Source organism: Anabaena sp. 4-3 (assembly GCF_001597745.1).
GTDB lineage: Bacteria > Cyanobacteriota > Cyanobacteriia > Cyanobacteriales > Nostocaceae > Trichormus.
Map to the genome: position 1 here is coordinate 94110 of NZ_LUHJ01000009.1, position 15582 is coordinate 109691.

The following is a 15582-nucleotide window of genomic DNA, read 5'->3' on the forward strand; positions in this document are numbered from 1 at the left end:
AGACCAATAAAGAGTTATATGCAAGCTAAGCAAAAGGTTACGTTGTATTTGTCGCCAGAACTGCACAGAAAGCTGAAGATTAGGTCAGCAGTTGATTCTGAACCAATGTCAGACCTTGCTGAACGCGCCCTTGTTTTCTACCTGACGAACTCAGAGTTAGTAGAGGAATTGGAGGCTTCGGCTTACGGAAGAACTCACAGAGTTTATTCTTGTCCCACCTGTGACAGTTCCTTGGTATTGCGTGATGGGGAGTTAGTTGCTTTAGGCAGACAACCAGGAGTAATCGGTAAAGAGCATCTTCCGATTGATGAAATGGCTGAAGATGAAACCCATCCCAAGGGTGAGGAAGAATTAGTTCCTTGTTAGTTAGGAATAAAGGTAAGTAATTTGTAAATTCGGTTGTTGTCACCAACAAAACGATGTCTGTACTGTACTAGGGTCTCAAGTAGGTCGATGTATGAAAGAAGAGCTCAACATCTTAATTCAGGCTCAATACCCACTAATCTACCTTGTGACCTCCGAGGAAGAACGGGCTGAGCAGGCGATCGCCACCATCTCCCAAGTGTTAAGGCCGCAACGCCGAGTCTTTGTGTGGACAGTAACTCATGGCATCGTGGAGTATGGTCAACCTCGGAGCGTAACTCAACACAACACCGTTTCGCCAGAGGCGGCGATTGAGTGGATCATCCGGCAAAAAGAACCCGGTATATTTATTCTTAAAGATTTACATCCATTTATTGATGCTCCCGCGACTACAAGATCATTACGTGATGCGATCGCTAGTTTTAAGGGTATGCAAAAGAACATCATTTTGATGTCCCCCATACAGCAAGTCCCCATTGAACTAGAAAAAGAAGTCGTGGTTCTGGATTTCCAACTGCCAGATATGTCAGAGTTAAACAAAGTTTTAACTTACCACCTCGACCATCACCGTGGGCAGCGTTTGACTACAGAAGCGCGGGAAAAACTCCTCAGAGCCGCTTTAGGCTTAACTAAAGATGAATCTGAGAAAGTGTATCGCAAGGCGCAAGTCACCACAGGGCGACTCACAGAAGCAGAAGTAGATATAGTTCTATCTGAGAAAAAGCAATTAATTAAGCGCAATGGTATACTAGAATACATTGAAGAAGATGAAACCATTGATGCTGTAGGCGGCTTGGAAGAGCTGAAAAAGTGGCTCAAGCAACGCTCAAACGCTTTTACAGAGAGAGCAAGAGAATATGGTCTACCTCAACCAAAAGGGATGCTAATTTTAGGGGTTCCTGGTTGTGGTAAATCACTAATAGCAAAAACAACATCCCGACTGTGGGGCTTACCACTGTTGCGTTTAGATATGGGGCGAGTTTACGACGGCTCGATGGTGGGACGAAGTGAAGCTAATCTGCGTAATGCCCTAAAAACAGCAGAATCAATCTCACCCGCGATTCTGTTTATTGACGAATTGGATAAATCTTTCGCTGGTAGTGCTGGTTCTGGTGACTCGGATGGCGGCACATCAAGCAGGATATTTGGGTCTTTCCTCACATGGATGCAAGAGAAAAAATCTCCCGTGTTCGTGATGGCAACAGCCAACCGAGTCGAACGCTTACCAGGGGAGTTCTTGAGGAAAGGCCGGTTCGATGAAATTTTCTTTGTGGATCTGCCCACATCTGAAGAACGGCGTGATATCTTTAATATCCACCTCAAAAAACGCCGTGAAGACATCTCTCGGTTTGATTTGGAGCAACTAGCCAAGATGTCTGATGGTTTCTCTGGGGCAGAAATTGAACAAGCACTGGTTGCGGCAATGTATGAAGCCTTTGCCCAAGACCGTGAGTTCACCCAACTAGATATTATTGCGGCACTCAAAGCCACCTTGCCACTGTCTCGCACGATGCAAGAACAAGTTACAGCCCTCAGAGATTGGGCTAGACAGCGAGCCAGACCCGCCGCAGCCTCCGTAGCTGAATATCAGCGCATGGAGTTCTAAAAGCTTTCCCTTGCTAACCCAGGGGGAAAGGCTAGCTAACCCGCTAGCAGTTACGAAAAAAGCCGCATCCTGATAAGCGCGGCTCCCTGAAAATAAACCGTTGTCTTAAACTTCTCAATCTTCTCATTGGAGGAAACCCAAATGTCTCACTTTAGCACTCTTCGCACCAAAATCACCGATGCCGAAATCCTCAAAGCTTCCTTGCGTGACCTGGGTATCACCGTAAAAACAGAAGCTGATGTACGTGGTTATAACGGTCAGCGCGTTCGTTCCGACATCGTTGCAGTTTTGGAAGGCGAATATGACTTAGGTTGGTCTCGCAACAGCGATGGTTCTTTTGACCTAATCGCTGACCTGTGGGGTGTTGCTAAGAAGCACAACCAAACCGAGTTAATCAACTCCATTAACCAAAAATACGCTGTTAACAAAACCTTGGCAGAAGTAAAACAGCGCGGTTTGCAAAACGCCAACGTGAAATTAGTATTGCAATAACAATTTCTCTGCGCGTTCCCAAAGCTGCACGGGTTAACCATGTCATAGCGGTTAGCCCGCTTTTTTTATGTGTACAAGCATTATTTAAATTAAACCAGCTTGAAAAATTTGGGTTGGGGTGAAGTTTAATTCAGGAAAGGTTTGGGAGATAATGCGTAGCCGCTCTGCGGCTTGTCGTCAGACACCGCACTCTTGAAACTTGCTAATTTGGTATTCTCCATCCACTAAATTACAGACAGATATGGTTGGTTGTTTGGGGTTGCCAATAAAATTCCGTCCCCCCAACGCAGCATAGTCTACAATCCAGTATTCAGCAATACCCATCTCTTCTCTTCGAGACGCTACGCGAACATAATCAGCATATTTTAAGTAGTAATCGTCTCGCCAGTTAGTTGAGACAACCTCAATCACCAAAGGTATTGATGCACCTAAGCTAACGATAGATTCTTTTTTCCATAATGTTTCATTCACCAAATTTGCCCGATTTAGCACCAACACATCGGGAAAATAACCAGAATCTTTTTCTAGAGGTCTAACTATAGCTTGGTTGGGGATAATATAAGGTAGGTTTAATCGGTCAATTGCTGCACTCAGCTTGATTGTCAAAAAACCCTTTACTTCCTCATGTTCCCCTATTGGTTGTGCCATCTCAACAATGCTTCCATTATGGAATTCATAGCGTACCGCAGTATTTTCGGGTAGCCAATCGACAAATTCCTCAAATGTTACTGGCTTGGGTATGGCTTGAGTCATAGATCATTACTTTGAAAATCTTATTTCTAATCTAGGAGAATACGAACAGCTTTTCCACTACGGTTAGACTATTTACCCACTAGGTTAGGTTGCCCATAATGTATGCTTCAAATTTATAGACATTTAAATTTCTTCAGACGTAGGTTGGGTTAAGCGCAGCGCAACCCAACTAGGATATTGGTGTTGGGTTTCCTGAAGTCAAACGCCATTCGCCCCAAGCCGGGAAACCCGTCCACGGCGATCGCTCGCCAACCTACAATTTTTTTGCATCATTTTAGCCTTGTAACGCCAGTAGGTTTTGGTGAGCAATGCCTTTAGGGTTAATATGACAGCAGGAAATTTATGATGACTAATTATGACAGTATTTACTATTGGTCACTCCAACCATTCAATAGAAATTTTTATTAGTCTTTTAAAACAATATGGAGTTACTGCTATAGCTGATGTTCGCTCTAGTCCCTATAGTCGTAGATTTCCTCAATTTAACCAAGCTGCTTTTAAAGCAGCACTTAAGACCGCTAACATAGCTTATGTTTACCTTGGCGATCGCCTGGGTGCGCGTCCTCAAGACCAAAGTTGTTATGTAGACGGTATGGCTCGTTATGATTTAATTGCAGCTTCAGAAGCTTTTGCGGAGGGGTTAAATCGTCTGGCTAAAGGTGCTGAAAAATATCAAATTAGTTTGATGTGTGCGGAACAAGATCCTATCGTTTGTCATCGAGCTATTTTAGTTTGTCCGCATTTGCAAAAGATAGGCTTAGAAATTCAGCATATTCGCAAGAATGGCGAACTAGAAACACATCAATGCTTAGAAGCAAGATTGCTCAAGCTACATCATTTAGATAAGTTATTACCTCTGTCTCCAGAATCGCATAAAGAAAGTCAACGAGGCACACAACTTTCACTTTTTGATATGAACGCCTATGAAACTAATGCTCAACAGGTTGATCAAATCTCTACACCCCTCTCACATGAAGAATTACTAGAGAAAGCATATCAGCTACAAGGGGAGCGCATAGCATACGTAGAAGAAAAACACACAGATCAAGAGCAAGTTAATGAGCAAGTCAGTTAATTTATTCACTATCGGCTTTACACAGAAAAAAGCGGAGCAGTTTTTTGAAACACTTATCAAAGCTGGAGTTAAGCGAGTGATTGACACTCGACTGAACAACGCTTCCCAACTAGCTGGGTTTACAAAGAAGCAAGACTTAGAGTATTTTCTGCGGCGAATTGGAGGAATTGAGTACATCCATATTTTGGATCTGGCTCCTACCAAAGAGATTTTAGACGAATATAAAAAGAAGCGCATCAACTGGGCAACATATGAGGAGAGGTTCAATCAACTCATTACAGAGAGACAGATTGAGAAGAAGGTTTCTCCCCATCTTCTAGATGAAGGTTGCTTGTTGTGTAGTGAGGCCAAGCCTCATAATTGCCATCGTCGATTAGTTGCTGAGTATCTGCAACGTCAGCTAGACACAGCAATTAAAATTCATCACCTCTAAAACTAATCTTTGCTAAGGGTACAGAAAAGAGGTTAAGAATGCCCATTTTTGAAATTATCTGCCTAGCAAAATCTATCAAGCATGGCGGAATTTGCATCGCAGGTCTGAAAACAGATGGTTCAGGGTGGCTGCGTCCAGTTTCTCCAAAACACGATGGTACTCTGTATCCAGAACATTACACTTTCAATAATGGTCATGAGCCAGAGCTTTTTGACATTATCAGAATTCCCTGCCTGAGAGAAGATCCCAAATGTCATCAACCAGAAAATTGGTTGATAGATTCTAGTAAATATTGGGAATCTGTAGGAAGTTTAACTTTAAGTCAAGCTCGAAATTTGCTAAGTCCAGAAATTCAAAAGTATTCTGATTCTCCAGAGCTTTTAGGTAATTCAGAGAAACAAATTCCCTATGAATATCTAGAAACTTCATCTGCTCAGTCTTCACTAGCACTGGTAAAACCAGAAATAATTCAGTGGGTAGTTAAGACAAATTACGATAATGAAAAGAAATTCAGATGTCATTTCTATTTAGGTGTAAATCGTTATGATTTACCAATTACAGATCCTATATGGATAGAAAAAATATCTTTTTTGAAAGAGGGAACATATTCTTGTGAAGAAGTTATAGAAAAAGCTGAATTGTATAACTTTGAACCAGATAAATTCATATTGACTATCAGCTTAAGTGAACCTTTCCCCCCATCTGGTCAAGAAAAACTCTTTTGTTATAAATTAGTTGCTGCCGTAATCAATGTTGCCGATGTGAAGCAACGGTTAGGATGGATTTAAGGAGAGTATGACTTAAAGATTGCAATTAAAGTAAGGTGGGCAATGCTGAAGATTAACTCAAATCCCTATTTGAGCTTGTCACCATTGCCCACCCTATAATGATTGAGAATGGTGCAAGATATCATTTACCAAACTTGACTTAAATCTAAAACAAACCCAGGTAATAGAGTTTCACCAGAAAGTGTCTGAGGATTATCTAATATCTCAACTTGAGTATTAGGGCGATAAATAAAAACTTGGCGTTGTTTTCTATCAATTAACCAACCCAGTAAAGTCCCATTATCTAGATACTCTTGCATCTTGTCTTGCAAGATTCGTAAATTATCAGTTTCAGAACGCAATTCAATCACAAATTCAGGACAAATGGGTGCAAATTTTTTTCGTAGTTCTGATGGTATTGCTTCCCAGCGTGTGCGTTTTATCCAAGCCGCATCAGGAGAACGTACCGCACCATTGGGTAAAGTAAATCCACCACTAGAACCAAATCCTACACCTGTACCATTTTGCTTTGTCCAAACCCATAGCTGTCCAATTAAGTTAAAGTTACTCTCATCGGTTTCAGAACCAGTTGGTGGCATAATTAGTAATTCTCCCATAGTGTTACGTTCGATGCTAAAATCGTGGTTGAGTTGACAAAATTCATAAAATTGCTCGTCACTCATGGCGATCGCACTCGGTAATCGCAATACTATTGGTAGAATTTCTGTAATTACGGGTAAATTTGTCGTCATATTTTTTAATTCATTCTGTATTCAGAACTCTATACACACCGTCTTACGGTGACTAGGATGTATTCTTCTCTCTCTAGTCATACAGCACTTTGCAAGTAAAAAAGGTACATATTCAATATCATAAATCTTGTGGGGTGGGCATCCTGCCCGCCCTTATATATTTGACTAAGATGAAATATGCTGTATCTTTCTTACTTTCCTATCAGAATAGGCGATGCACAGCTAACAACGTAAAACTCAGGGTTTAAGCAAATTGCCAGCAATGCCCACCCTACGAAAATTATTATCTAGCAACTCTTGCAAGATGTGTTACCAGATATTAAGTCTTGCTAAATATCTAGAATAATTAACAATATTTTATTTAACAAATAAAACGATAACAACTCACCCAATACAACTATATTTGTGTTTTCAATTACTGTATGGGTTGTTTTTTCAGATATAAAATGTGTGTCTCAGCAGTTCGTCACAACGGGTAATTATATTGTACATGATTTTGTAGCTAAAGTTTCAAAATTCACTTAATTCTCCCAGCTATTTTGTCAAATTCTTAGGGTATTTATATGACTTACAATTCCGAACAAATGCAACAGATTCTCCAAAAAGCTTTTGCCCGTCAGCAACAGGGAGAAATTTCACGACAGCAGATTTTAGAAATAGCCGCAGAATTAGGAGTATCATCGGAATCTTTGCAAGCTGCTGAACAAGAATGGTTAACCCAAGAAATCGAAGATAAAAAACGGCAGAAATTCCACGCCCAAAGACATAACGAATTTAAAACACAACTGATTTCTTATATTGCTGTCAATGGATTTTTGATTGTCTTAAATCTGGTGACAAGTCCTTCGTATTTCTGGGCAATTTTTCCCTTACTGGGCTGGGGCTTATTGTTGTTCTTTTCTGGTATGAAGGCTTATCAAACTCAGGGGGAATCTTATGAACAAGATTTTCAGGAATGGTCTAAAAAACTGCCTAAGTAAATTACCCAAATTTAAGGGAATTACAGATAAAAAAAACATTCAAAATTTAGGTTGCGTCAGTATGAATATTTTCTCGGTATAGCTAGGGTTTCTCGTACTGACGCACCCTACTAACAGTCAATTTGGATAATTTATTTTTTTGTGTTCCCTAACTAAAAAATTTTAGGGGTAGTTTTATAACTACCCCTACATTCCCCTCGAATTAAATTTTACTGTTCTTTCCCTGGTTGGGACTGATATTTACTTTGAAATATTAACTAAACTTTCAACTTGAGCAGAAGCTAAGGTTGGTGTTGTGAAAATTTGTGAGTACAGACTTGCAGGTTGTTGTTCTCCTACAATTGGTAGCACTTGACGGGCATGGGCTGCAACTTCTACTGTCTTCACATCATAGGTTTGTGTGATTAATTTGGGATACAAACCAATACCGATGATGGGAACAATTAAACAAGCGGTGATGAACAACTCACGGGGTTTGACATCAGGAATTACAGCATCTAAATGTAACTCTTCGCTTTGCTTGCCGTAGAAGACTTTACGCAGCATGGAAAGTAGATAAATTGGTGTCAAAATCACACCCACTGCTGACAGCAGCACTACTACAACCTTGAAGCTGGAACTGTAAACATCGCTGGTAGCAATACCAAGGAATACCATCAACTCACCTACAAAGCCACTCATTCCAGGTAAGGCTAGAGAAGCCATTGCACCAGCAGTGTAGAGGGCGAAGGTTTTGGGCATGAGTTTACCGATACCGCCCATTGTATCCATTAATAAGGTGTGGGTACGCTCGTAAGTTACGCCAGTTAAGAAGAATAAGCTAGCTGCAATTAAACCGTGGGAAACCATCTGTAGCATAGCTCCACTTACACCAATTTCTGTGTAGGAAGCTAAACCAATGAGTACAAAACCCATGTGGGCAATTGAAGAGTAAGCTAGGCGGCGTTTGAGGTTGGTTTGAGCAAAGGCGCAACAAGCACCGTAGATAATGTTAACTACACCCAATATTGCTAAGACTGGCGCAAAGTAAACATGGGCATCAGGTAACATTTCCATGTTGAAGCGGATGAGAGCATAACCACCCATCTTTAATAACACACCAGCCAAAATCATTGAACCGGGTGCAGATGCTTCACCGTGGGCATCAGGTAGCCAGGTGTGTAAGGGGAAAATTGGCAGTTTTACGCCAAAGGCAATTAAGAAACCTGTGTAAGCTAAGAGTTCAACAACTTTGGGATATTCTTTCATTCCCAAAGATGCAATGTCGAAGGTGAATGTATCTCCAGAAAATGCTAGTGCAAAACCGGATAAGAGAATAAATATAGAAGCGGCAGCAGTGTAAAGAATAAATTTGGTGGCTGCATAGCGGCGTTTTGGCCCTCCCCAGATGGAAATTAGCAAGTATACAGGAACTAGCTCGATTTCCCACATCAGGAAGAATAACAGCAAGTCTTGGGCAACAAATACACCCAATTGTGCGCTATACATGACTAGCATTAACCCATAAAATAATCGCGGCTTGTTGGTTACTTTCCAAGCCGCGAATATTGCTAGGGTGTTGATTAAGCCGGTGAGCAAGAGTAGAGGCATTGATAAGCCGTCAACTGCTACAGACCAATTCAAGCCTATTTGGGGTATCCAAGCGTATTTTTCTACAAATTGGTAGGCGGAGCTTTGGAAATCGTAGTTTTGCCAAAAGGCGTAAATCATTAAGGCAAAGTCAGCGATCGCTATTCCTAAACCATACCACCGAATTGTTTTACCTTCTTTGTCTGGAATTATAGGGATGGCTAAGGCTGCCACCAACGGCAAGGCAATTATGGCTGTTAGCCAGGGAAATCCTACGGGATTCATCACTTATGACAATCTTTTTTTGTTTTCGCTTTTGGTTACATTATATTAAGTAATTCGTACTTTTGTAAAGGTTGTTTAACTCTTGAAAAATTAAATTTTGAGGTAGTTTAGGAATATATACTCAATCAAGCTGCTATTTTCAGGATAAAACAGAATAAATACTTATCAAAATTGGTAGCTAGTCCAGGGTAAATGTAAAGTTCTGCAACGTCAACAAAAAACGACAGCTAGGACTGTCGTTACAAAAGTTAAGAAATGGGGATTGTTGACTGTTGACTGTTGACTGTTGACTGAGAAAGAATTTCTCCCTCTGCTCCCCCTGCCTCCCCTGCTCCCTTCTATACGATGCGATTGACAATCGTCCAAACTTCCCCATCTGAACGTACATGAGGAACTGAGATGGTTTTAAATCCGGTAATAAAGGGCTTATAATAAACCTGCCAATACAAAGGGCTGAGTTGATCAGCACAAGCTTTGAGTTGACGGATTTCTGTGGCTAGTTCCCCCGCTATCTCATTGATACGTTCAGCATGGAGTTGAGCAACTTTTTTAGCTTCTTCTAGCTGTTGCTGTTGGGTAATGCGTTGTAATTTTCTGGGGAGACTTGCCAATTGAGTCTGTTTGTAATGTAGCTGGGTTTTGAGGGCAGCGATCGCATCATCTATACCCTTGATTTCAGCAAATAACTGGGCATTTTCCCTAGCTTGGTGGCGATAAGCTGCGACAATTGCCCAAGGTGAATCATCTTCCGGGACATTTACATCATTATTATTAGTCAGAGTCGCGCGTTCTTGCTCCAGCACCTGAATTTGAGACTGGAGTGCTGTAATCTCTGACTGAATTTGCTCTAAAGACAAGCTAGGATTCAGTTCTTTCATTTTGTATTTTGAATTATGAATTATCAATTGCGCCTTGAGTATCGAGAGCAAGCGATCGCACTACAGATGTAATTCCTTGTTCTTTCCATGCTGAAGCCATCGCTATCTCTACCGCTTGGGAATGTGTGACATTTGTTAAAGCTAGCAGTGTCGGCCCTGCTCCACTAATTACCATACCGTAAGCACCAGCCGCCAACGCTGCCGCATTCACAGCATCGTAACCAGGAATTAACGCTTTACGATAAGGCTGATGTAACTTATCTTGTAAAGCTGCCTTTAACCATTCTCCCTTACCAGTTGCCAAGCCACGCAATAATAAGCCTAAATGGGCAGTGTTAAAAATTGCATCTGCACGACTAAATTCTGTGGGTAAAACTCGCCGTGCTTCTGAGGTTGACAATTCAAAATCAGGAATTGCTACCACAGGCACAATATCACTCTGCCAGGGAACATCACAAATTTCCCAACCTGTATTACTGGTAGCAGCTAACCGACATCCCCCCAACAAAGCGGGGACGACATTATCAGGATGTCCTTCCATTGCGATCGCTAATTCCATCACCTGCGACTGTGACAAAGGCTCACCCGCTAATTGATTCGCCGCAACTAAACCCCCCACTATCGCCGTTGCTGAACTACCCAAACCTCTGGCGAGAGGTACACCTAAATCAATCTCTATTTTCACAGATGGCGGTGTCTGATTTATATATTGATATAACTTAACAAACGCCTGATACAGTAAATTACTTTCATCCGTTTGTACTCTTTCAGCTTCCGCACCTGTGACTTGAATAATTAACCCGCCTTCATCCAAGCGTGTGAACTGGAAGTGATTATATAAAGTCAAAGCTGCACCGATGCAGTCAAAACCAGGCCCTAAATTCGCAGTTGTGGCGGGAACTTTAACCGTTACAGAAGAAACAACAGACATTTATCAATACTCATATTACCCAATCAACCAGCATCCCATGTTATGGGTTGATTAGTCATTAGTCATTAGTCATTAGTTATTAGTCATTAGTCATTAGTTATTAGCTTTGGAAGTAGGGACTTTGGACTACTGGCATTTTAAAGGGCGATCGCTTGGTGTAAACACTACACCAGGAGCATCACAATTTTGACGAATGTTGACTATTGTCAGTGTACTATTTTGGCGATTGCTCCCAACAAATCGCACTACTCCAGTTGCACCATTAACATAAAAGTTAGATTTTGTCAATACTTGGCGAATGCCCAGCCTAGTAGGTTTTTCCTGTAAAGCTTTGCTGAATACCAAAACCGCATCATAGCTAGTTGCGGTGCGCCAAGTAATCTCTTTGTTGTTAGGGAAATTATCAATTTTCCAAAGGGTTTTAGCTTGCTGTGCAAATGGTGAGTTAATATCTTTGACGGGATGCCAAGCTACTGCCCAAGCTGTGCGTTTAATTCCTGGGGAAGATATCACCTTATATGATGTGAGTAAATCAGGGTTGTAGAGAGTATCACCGGCAATTACCCAAACTTGGTTGATGTTTGATTGAATGACTTCTAAAGCTTTTGTAATGCTATCACGCAAGCCTACACCCGCATCAGGAATCAGCACAATTGCTGTTGCTCCTTGGCTTTGGGCTTGATTTAGTGCTATTTTGGCATTAAAGCGATCGCTGCCAAGATTAAAGGCCGCTTGATGGTTAATTACATTACCAGACAAAGACTTTGCTGATGCTCGAAATTCAGTAGCTAGGGATTCTGCATACTCACTACCTTGAGTATAAAAGATTGCGGCTTGGCGTTGTTTTAATTGTGAAAATACATAAGTTGCCATTGTTTGGGCTGCAACAGCATTACTGGGGACAGTGCGGAAGAAAAAAGGACTGTTAAGATGATGGGAGGTGCTAGTGGGAGAAATTAATACTAACCCAGCTTGACGATAAATAGGCAAGGATTTTTTAGTCGCTTCGCTGCTATAGTGTCCGACAACAGCCAGTAAATCACGGTATTTTACTAAATGCTGGGCAATTTTGCGAGCATTATTGTCTATGATGCTTTTACTATCTTGACGATTACTATCATCAGCAATGATAATTCGCAAAGGTTGACCTTGTTGCAGTGCTTGAGTTTGCGCTTGTGCAGCACCTCTGAGTATTTCTAAACCTATAGCAGTACGACGTTCTAAGGGAACTGCAACGGCGATAGTGTAAATTTGTTCTGCTGTAAATTGTATTTGAATTTTGGTATTATTCAGATAAATTAAAGTTTCTGCATCTGGTTCTTGGTTGAAAGCTTCTTGAAATAAACCATAAGCTTCCGCAAAATTTTGCTGACGATATTTTTCTATAGCTAATTGCTTTGCTGTTGGTGGCTGACTATTACCCCAAAAACTACTAGGAATTAGACTTTCTTCACCACAACTGAGATGATCATATAGTCTTTGGTCACAAGTCCGAGGAATGGTAATTTCTTGATATACTTGTTTAGCACCAAACAGCAGAAAGATACTACAAGTAGTTGTCAGTAAGAATTTTTGCCATTGGACTTGGGGATACTTTTCAACCTGAGCGATTTTATCGAGAATAACTTGAGCAGTTGGTGGACGGTGCTGTAAGTTAGAAGCAGTCATCGCCTGAATTAGCTCAATCAATCTTTTCGGAGTTTTTTTATCTTTGACATATTTAGACCAATGAAGTAAATTTTGCAGGCGATCGCTTGCTGGGTCAATACCTGTAAGCAAATAAATTAAAGTTCTACCCAGTGCATAGAAATCTGATTGTACAACAGCATGACCGTCAAGTTGTTCGGGAGCAGTGTAACCCATTGAATGAATCACTGTCACACGCTTCCCGTTAACAATAGTTTCGGTTAACTTTCGTGCTGTCCCAAAATCAATTAACATCAATTTGCCATCAGGACGAAGCATAATGTTTCCCGGCTTAATATCCCGATGAAAAAACTTCTGCTCATGGACAAATTGTAGAATCTCCGTGATTTGTTTGAGCCAATCTAACGCTATTTTATAGGATGTTAAATAATGATTTTCAGATAACCAGGCTTGTAAATCTTGTCCTGGAATTTTCTCCATCACAAAACAACGTAATTGACGACCTGTATTTAAAAATAGGGGAAACATCGCTTCACCCACAGGTAAACCAGGATGTTGTAAAGTTGTTAGAATTGATGCTTCTTGTTGAAACAGTCGCTCTAATTCCGGTGAAACTTCCTTGAGAGACTTGAGAACTTTCGGCTGTTCTGGGTTAAGTAAATCTTGAATTTCAAATACTTCTGTATAGCTATGTCTATCAGCTTGTAGAGGATGTGTAAGTCGATAGCGATTTTGTAGAATAAGCGGCGTTTTACAGTTTTGACATACTGCACAATTATCAGGATTTTTTCGCCGTGAACAATCAGGATTGATGCAGTACGCCATAAACTCCAGACGACAAGCAAACAATACAGGTATTTTAAGACTAAAAGTTATAAATTAAAGCTTTTTTATCATTTTCTTTCAGAGTTTTTACAAATGCTCTCTGTTGAAAATAGTAACTGGGGGAGCGAAAGAGACTTGTAGAGACGTTGCATGCAACGTCTCTACTGAATAATCACTAATGACTAATTTGTCAAGCTCAATTTTAGATCAGTTATGTGGTGAGCCAAAACTTGACTAGCGTAGACCAAATAATTCAGCGAAATTACTAACATACCTCAGCATTAAGGAGAAATCCATGAAGCGTTTTATCTCAACTGCTGCTGCTACGGTGACGTTAGTGCTTTCGTTGTCTACACAAGCTATATCTGCGGTAGGAACAGCCCACAATCAGATGAAAACTTCGCCCATTACAGCCTTAGACAGACAATCATCATTAGAGTTAACAATTAATTCTCACGATGCTGCTCTCTACCTCACACAAGGTGTTTTACGTTTGCAATCGGGCGACGAGAAAGGAGCGATCGCGGCTTTCAACCAAGCCATACGTATTAATCCTAACTCTAGTGAAGCCTACTTTATTCGAGGTATTGCCCACTTGCAATTGGAAGACTGGACAGCCGCAGTTACGGATTTCAACCAAGCCATACGCATTAATCCTAACTCTAGTGAAGCCTACTTTATTCGAGGTATTGCCCGCTTGCAATTAGGAGACTTGAAAGGTGCTACTGAGGATTTAGATCAAGCTGCTGTTCTGCTGGAAAAACAAGGAAAAACAGCCGAATACGAACAGGTTATCAACATAATTAACCAAATTAACAGCAGATTAACTGATGCTGTCATCAGTTAGAGATGAAGCTAATCGACCATTTGTCAATCAGTAATAATGCTGAAAATTATGAGCCAATCCCCAGGTTTTGTTTTCTGGAAGACTTTTCCCTTATCGTTGCAGATTGCGATCGCTCTCATTTTAGCGACAGTTTTGGGAATTCTATTAGGTGCGGGCAACCCCAGCCCCAATTTGACCGAATTAATTAATCATCTAATTATTCCCTGTAATTTAATCCTCAAAGCCTTACGTGCCTTAGCCACACCCTTGATTTTACTGGCAATTCTGCACGGATTTCTCACAGTCAATATTCCAGGGCGTTCAGGACGAAAACTCGCTCTGTTGCTGCTGACAAATACCCTCATGGCGATTGTCATCGGGCTATTAGTTGCCAATGTATTACAACCTGGGCGTTGGTGGCAAATTGCAGCCCAAGGTGCAGCACTTACTGAAAAAACCCTTGACCCTTGGGGTTTGCTGCAAGATATGATTCCACCTTCCATCTTACAGCCTTTAGTTGATAATAATGTGATTCAGTTAGTGTTTATTGCCTTGGCTTTTGGCGTGGTTTTACGTGCCATCAAAACCGAGCAAATCGCCCAACAGAAAGAAGATTATCGCCCGATTGAACAACTGATTACCCTATCATTTGAGGCTGTAATGGCAGTGTTGAAATGGGTAATTGCTTTAGTACCTATCGCCGTATTTGGTATTGTCGCCAAAACCATTGCGTTACAAGGCTTTAAACCATTCATCTCATTAGCTGCTTTTGTGTTTGCGGTGCTACTTGGGCTATTATTGCAAGCGATTTACTATACAGCCAGAGTCAAATATGGTTCTTGGGTAAGTCCACAGAGATTTATTCGTGGTAGTAGTGACGCACTGTTAACAGCTTTTTCTACCGCATCATCTACTGCAAGTATGCCTGTCACCTTCCAAGCTTTGATAGAGAAAGTTGGTTTACGGGAATCTTCCGCATCACTGGGGGCTTTAGTAGGTAGCAATTTCAATAATGACGGGACTGCATTATATGAAGCTATGTCTGCGTTATTTGTTGGGCAGTTGTTAGGACTGCATTTGAGTTTACCCCAGCAATTGATGGTAGTCTTAACCTCTATCGTAGCTTCTGTAGGGGCGGCTGGCATTCCTGAAGCTGGGCTGGTGACGATGACTTTGGTGTTTACGTCGGTGGGATTGCCAACTCAGTATATTGCTTTATTGATTACGGTGGATTGGTTTCTTGATCGCTGTCGCACTGCTATCAATGTCATGGGAGATATGACAATTAGTTGTCTGCTGGATGGTAAGAAACAGCACTTTGAGGTGGGGAATATTGCTGAGGATTTTTCTCACGCAGAAACTCAGAGAGAATGAGAGTTTTTAGATTGAGGGGTTATAAA

The 15582-nt window shown here is 41.2% G+C and carries 14 protein-coding genes and 1 pseudogene; 9 read left to right on the forward strand and 6 right to left on the reverse strand.

Features of this window, described 5'->3' with window-relative positions:
* Window positions 1-18: 18 nt before the first annotated feature.
* From A3775_RS00880 to A3775_RS00890, 3 genes are all read left to right on the forward strand, one after another.
* Window positions 19-366 carry a hypothetical protein gene (locus A3775_RS00880; RefSeq protein ID WP_066379356.1) on the forward strand — a complete coding sequence of 116 codons (348 nt, stop codon included), beginning with the start codon at window positions 19-21 and terminating at the stop codon, window positions 364-366.
* Between the two features lie 91 nt (window positions 367-457).
* Window positions 458-1969 carry an AAA family ATPase gene (locus A3775_RS00885; protein ID WP_066379353.1) on the forward strand — a complete coding sequence of 504 codons (1512 nt, stop codon included), beginning with the start codon at window positions 458-460 and terminating at the stop codon, window positions 1967-1969.
* Window positions 1970-2110: 141 nt separating this feature from the next.
* A complete protein-coding gene (locus A3775_RS00890; protein WP_015113818.1) occupies window positions 2111-2461 on the forward strand; it encodes a DUF1257 domain-containing protein in 351 nt (116 codons plus the stop codon).
* Window positions 2462-2545: 84 nt separating this feature from the next.
* On the opposite strand, the pseudogene A3775_RS00895 reads toward A3775_RS00890, so the two are convergent.
* Window positions 2546-3214, reverse strand: a pseudogene (locus A3775_RS00895) (Uma2 family endonuclease).
* A 355-nt stretch (window positions 3215-3569) separates the two neighbouring features.
* On the opposite strand from A3775_RS00895, the gene A3775_RS00900 reads away from it, so the two are divergent.
* Genes A3775_RS00900 through A3775_RS00910 form a run of 3 tightly spaced genes read left to right on the forward strand, consistent with a single transcriptional unit; the run spans window position 3570 to window position 5510 of the window.
* Window positions 3570-4289 (forward strand): DUF488 family protein, encoded by a 720-nt coding sequence (locus tag A3775_RS00900; RefSeq protein WP_066379351.1) that lies wholly within the window; start codon window positions 3570-3572, stop codon window positions 4287-4289.
* Entirely contained in the window at window positions 4273-4722 is a 450-nt protein-coding gene (locus A3775_RS00905; protein ID WP_066379349.1) for a DUF488 family protein, read from the forward strand. The genes A3775_RS00900 and A3775_RS00905 overlap by 17 nt, the downstream gene beginning before the upstream one ends.
* 38 nt (window positions 4723-4760) lie before the next feature.
* Window positions 4761-5510 carry a dual OB domain-containing protein gene (locus A3775_RS00910; protein ID WP_066423456.1) on the forward strand — a complete coding sequence of 250 codons (750 nt, stop codon included), beginning with the start codon at window positions 4761-4763 and terminating at the stop codon, window positions 5508-5510.
* A 125-nt stretch (window positions 5511-5635) separates the two neighbouring features.
* On the opposite strand, the gene A3775_RS00915 is transcribed toward A3775_RS00910, so the two are convergent.
* Complete coding sequence (locus tag A3775_RS00915) at window positions 5636-6241, reverse strand: Uma2 family endonuclease (RefSeq protein WP_066423458.1); 606 nt, start codon at window positions 6239-6241, stop codon at window positions 5636-5638.
* 563 nt (window positions 6242-6804) lie between these two features.
* Here A3775_RS00915 and A3775_RS00920 point away from each other — a divergent pair.
* Window positions 6805-7221 (forward strand): 2TM domain-containing protein, encoded by a 417-nt coding sequence (locus A3775_RS00920; protein WP_066379336.1) that lies wholly within the window; start codon window positions 6805-6807, stop codon window positions 7219-7221.
* 240 nt (window positions 7222-7461) lie between these two features.
* Here the strand turns inward: A3775_RS00920 and A3775_RS00925 are convergent, their stop codons facing one another.
* The 4 genes from A3775_RS00925 to A3775_RS00940 form a co-directional block, all read right to left on the reverse strand.
* On the reverse strand, window positions 7462-9075 hold the full coding sequence (locus tag A3775_RS00925; protein ID WP_066423460.1) for an NAD(P)H-quinone oxidoreductase subunit 4: 1614 nt from the start codon (window positions 9073-9075) through the stop codon (window positions 7462-7464).
* A 338-nt stretch (window positions 9076-9413) separates the two neighbouring features.
* On the reverse strand, window positions 9414-9953 hold the full coding sequence (locus A3775_RS00930) for a hypothetical protein (protein WP_066379331.1): 540 nt from the start codon (window positions 9951-9953) through the stop codon (window positions 9414-9416).
* Window positions 9954-9966: 13 nt separating this feature from the next.
* Window positions 9967-10884: a homoserine kinase gene (gene thrB, locus A3775_RS00935; protein ID WP_066423462.1), complete on the reverse strand. Its 918-nt coding sequence runs from the start codon at window positions 10882-10884 to the stop codon at window positions 9967-9969.
* Between the two features lie 126 nt (window positions 10885-11010).
* Window positions 11011-13356: a bifunctional serine/threonine-protein kinase/ABC transporter substrate-binding protein gene (locus A3775_RS00940; protein ID WP_066423464.1), complete on the reverse strand. Its 2346-nt coding sequence runs from the start codon at window positions 13354-13356 to the stop codon at window positions 11011-11013.
* A gap of 295 nt (window positions 13357-13651) precedes the next feature.
* On the opposite strand from A3775_RS00940, the gene A3775_RS00945 reads away from it, so the two are divergent.
* Window positions 13652-14203, forward strand: a complete 552-nt coding sequence (locus tag A3775_RS00945) for a tetratricopeptide repeat protein (RefSeq protein WP_066379324.1) — start codon at window positions 13652-13654, stop codon at window positions 14201-14203.
* Window positions 14204-14251: 48 nt separating this feature from the next.
* Window positions 14252-15556 carry a dicarboxylate/amino acid:cation symporter gene (locus A3775_RS00950; protein ID WP_066423522.1) on the forward strand — a complete coding sequence of 435 codons (1305 nt, stop codon included), beginning with the start codon at window positions 14252-14254 and terminating at the stop codon, window positions 15554-15556.
* The last annotated feature ends 26 nt before the right edge of the window (window positions 15557-15582 follow it).

Bases quoted from the DNA above. Each gene is read 5' to 3' on its own strand.
- A3775_RS00880 (WP_066379356.1), top strand. From the start codon at position 19: ATGCAAGCTAAGCAAAAGGTTACGTTGTATTTGTCGCCAGAACTGCAC.
- A3775_RS00885 (WP_066379353.1), top strand. From the start codon at position 458: ATGAAAGAAGAGCTCAACATCTTAATTCAGGCTCAATACCCACTAATC.
- A3775_RS00890 (WP_015113818.1), top strand. From the start codon at position 2,111: ATGTCTCACTTTAGCACTCTTCGCACCAAAATCACCGATGCCGAAATC.
- A3775_RS00900 (WP_066379351.1), top strand. From the start codon at position 3,570: ATGACAGTATTTACTATTGGTCACTCCAACCATTCAATAGAAATTTTT.
- A3775_RS00905 (WP_066379349.1), top strand. From the start codon at position 4,273: ATGAGCAAGTCAGTTAATTTATTCACTATCGGCTTTACACAGAAAAAA.
- A3775_RS00910 (WP_066423456.1), top strand. From the start codon at position 4,761: ATGCCCATTTTTGAAATTATCTGCCTAGCAAAATCTATCAAGCATGGC.
- A3775_RS00915 (WP_066423458.1), bottom strand. From the start codon at position 6,241: ATGACGACAAATTTACCCGTAATTACAGAAATTCTACCAATAGTATTG.
- A3775_RS00920 (WP_066379336.1), top strand. From the start codon at position 6,805: ATGACTTACAATTCCGAACAAATGCAACAGATTCTCCAAAAAGCTTTT.
- A3775_RS00925 (WP_066423460.1), bottom strand. From the start codon at position 9,075: ATGAATCCCGTAGGATTTCCCTGGCTAACAGCCATAATTGCCTTGCCG.
- A3775_RS00930 (WP_066379331.1), bottom strand. From the start codon at position 9,953: ATGAAAGAACTGAATCCTAGCTTGTCTTTAGAGCAAATTCAGTCAGAG.
- thrB (WP_066423462.1), bottom strand. From the start codon at position 10,884: ATGTCTGTTGTTTCTTCTGTAACGGTTAAAGTTCCCGCCACAACTGCG.
- A3775_RS00940 (WP_066423464.1), bottom strand. From the start codon at position 13,356: ATGGCGTACTGCATCAATCCTGATTGTTCACGGCGAAAAAATCCTGAT.
- A3775_RS00945 (WP_066379324.1), top strand. From the start codon at position 13,652: ATGAAGCGTTTTATCTCAACTGCTGCTGCTACGGTGACGTTAGTGCTT.
- A3775_RS00950 (WP_066423522.1), top strand. From the start codon at position 14,252: ATGAGCCAATCCCCAGGTTTTGTTTTCTGGAAGACTTTTCCCTTATCG.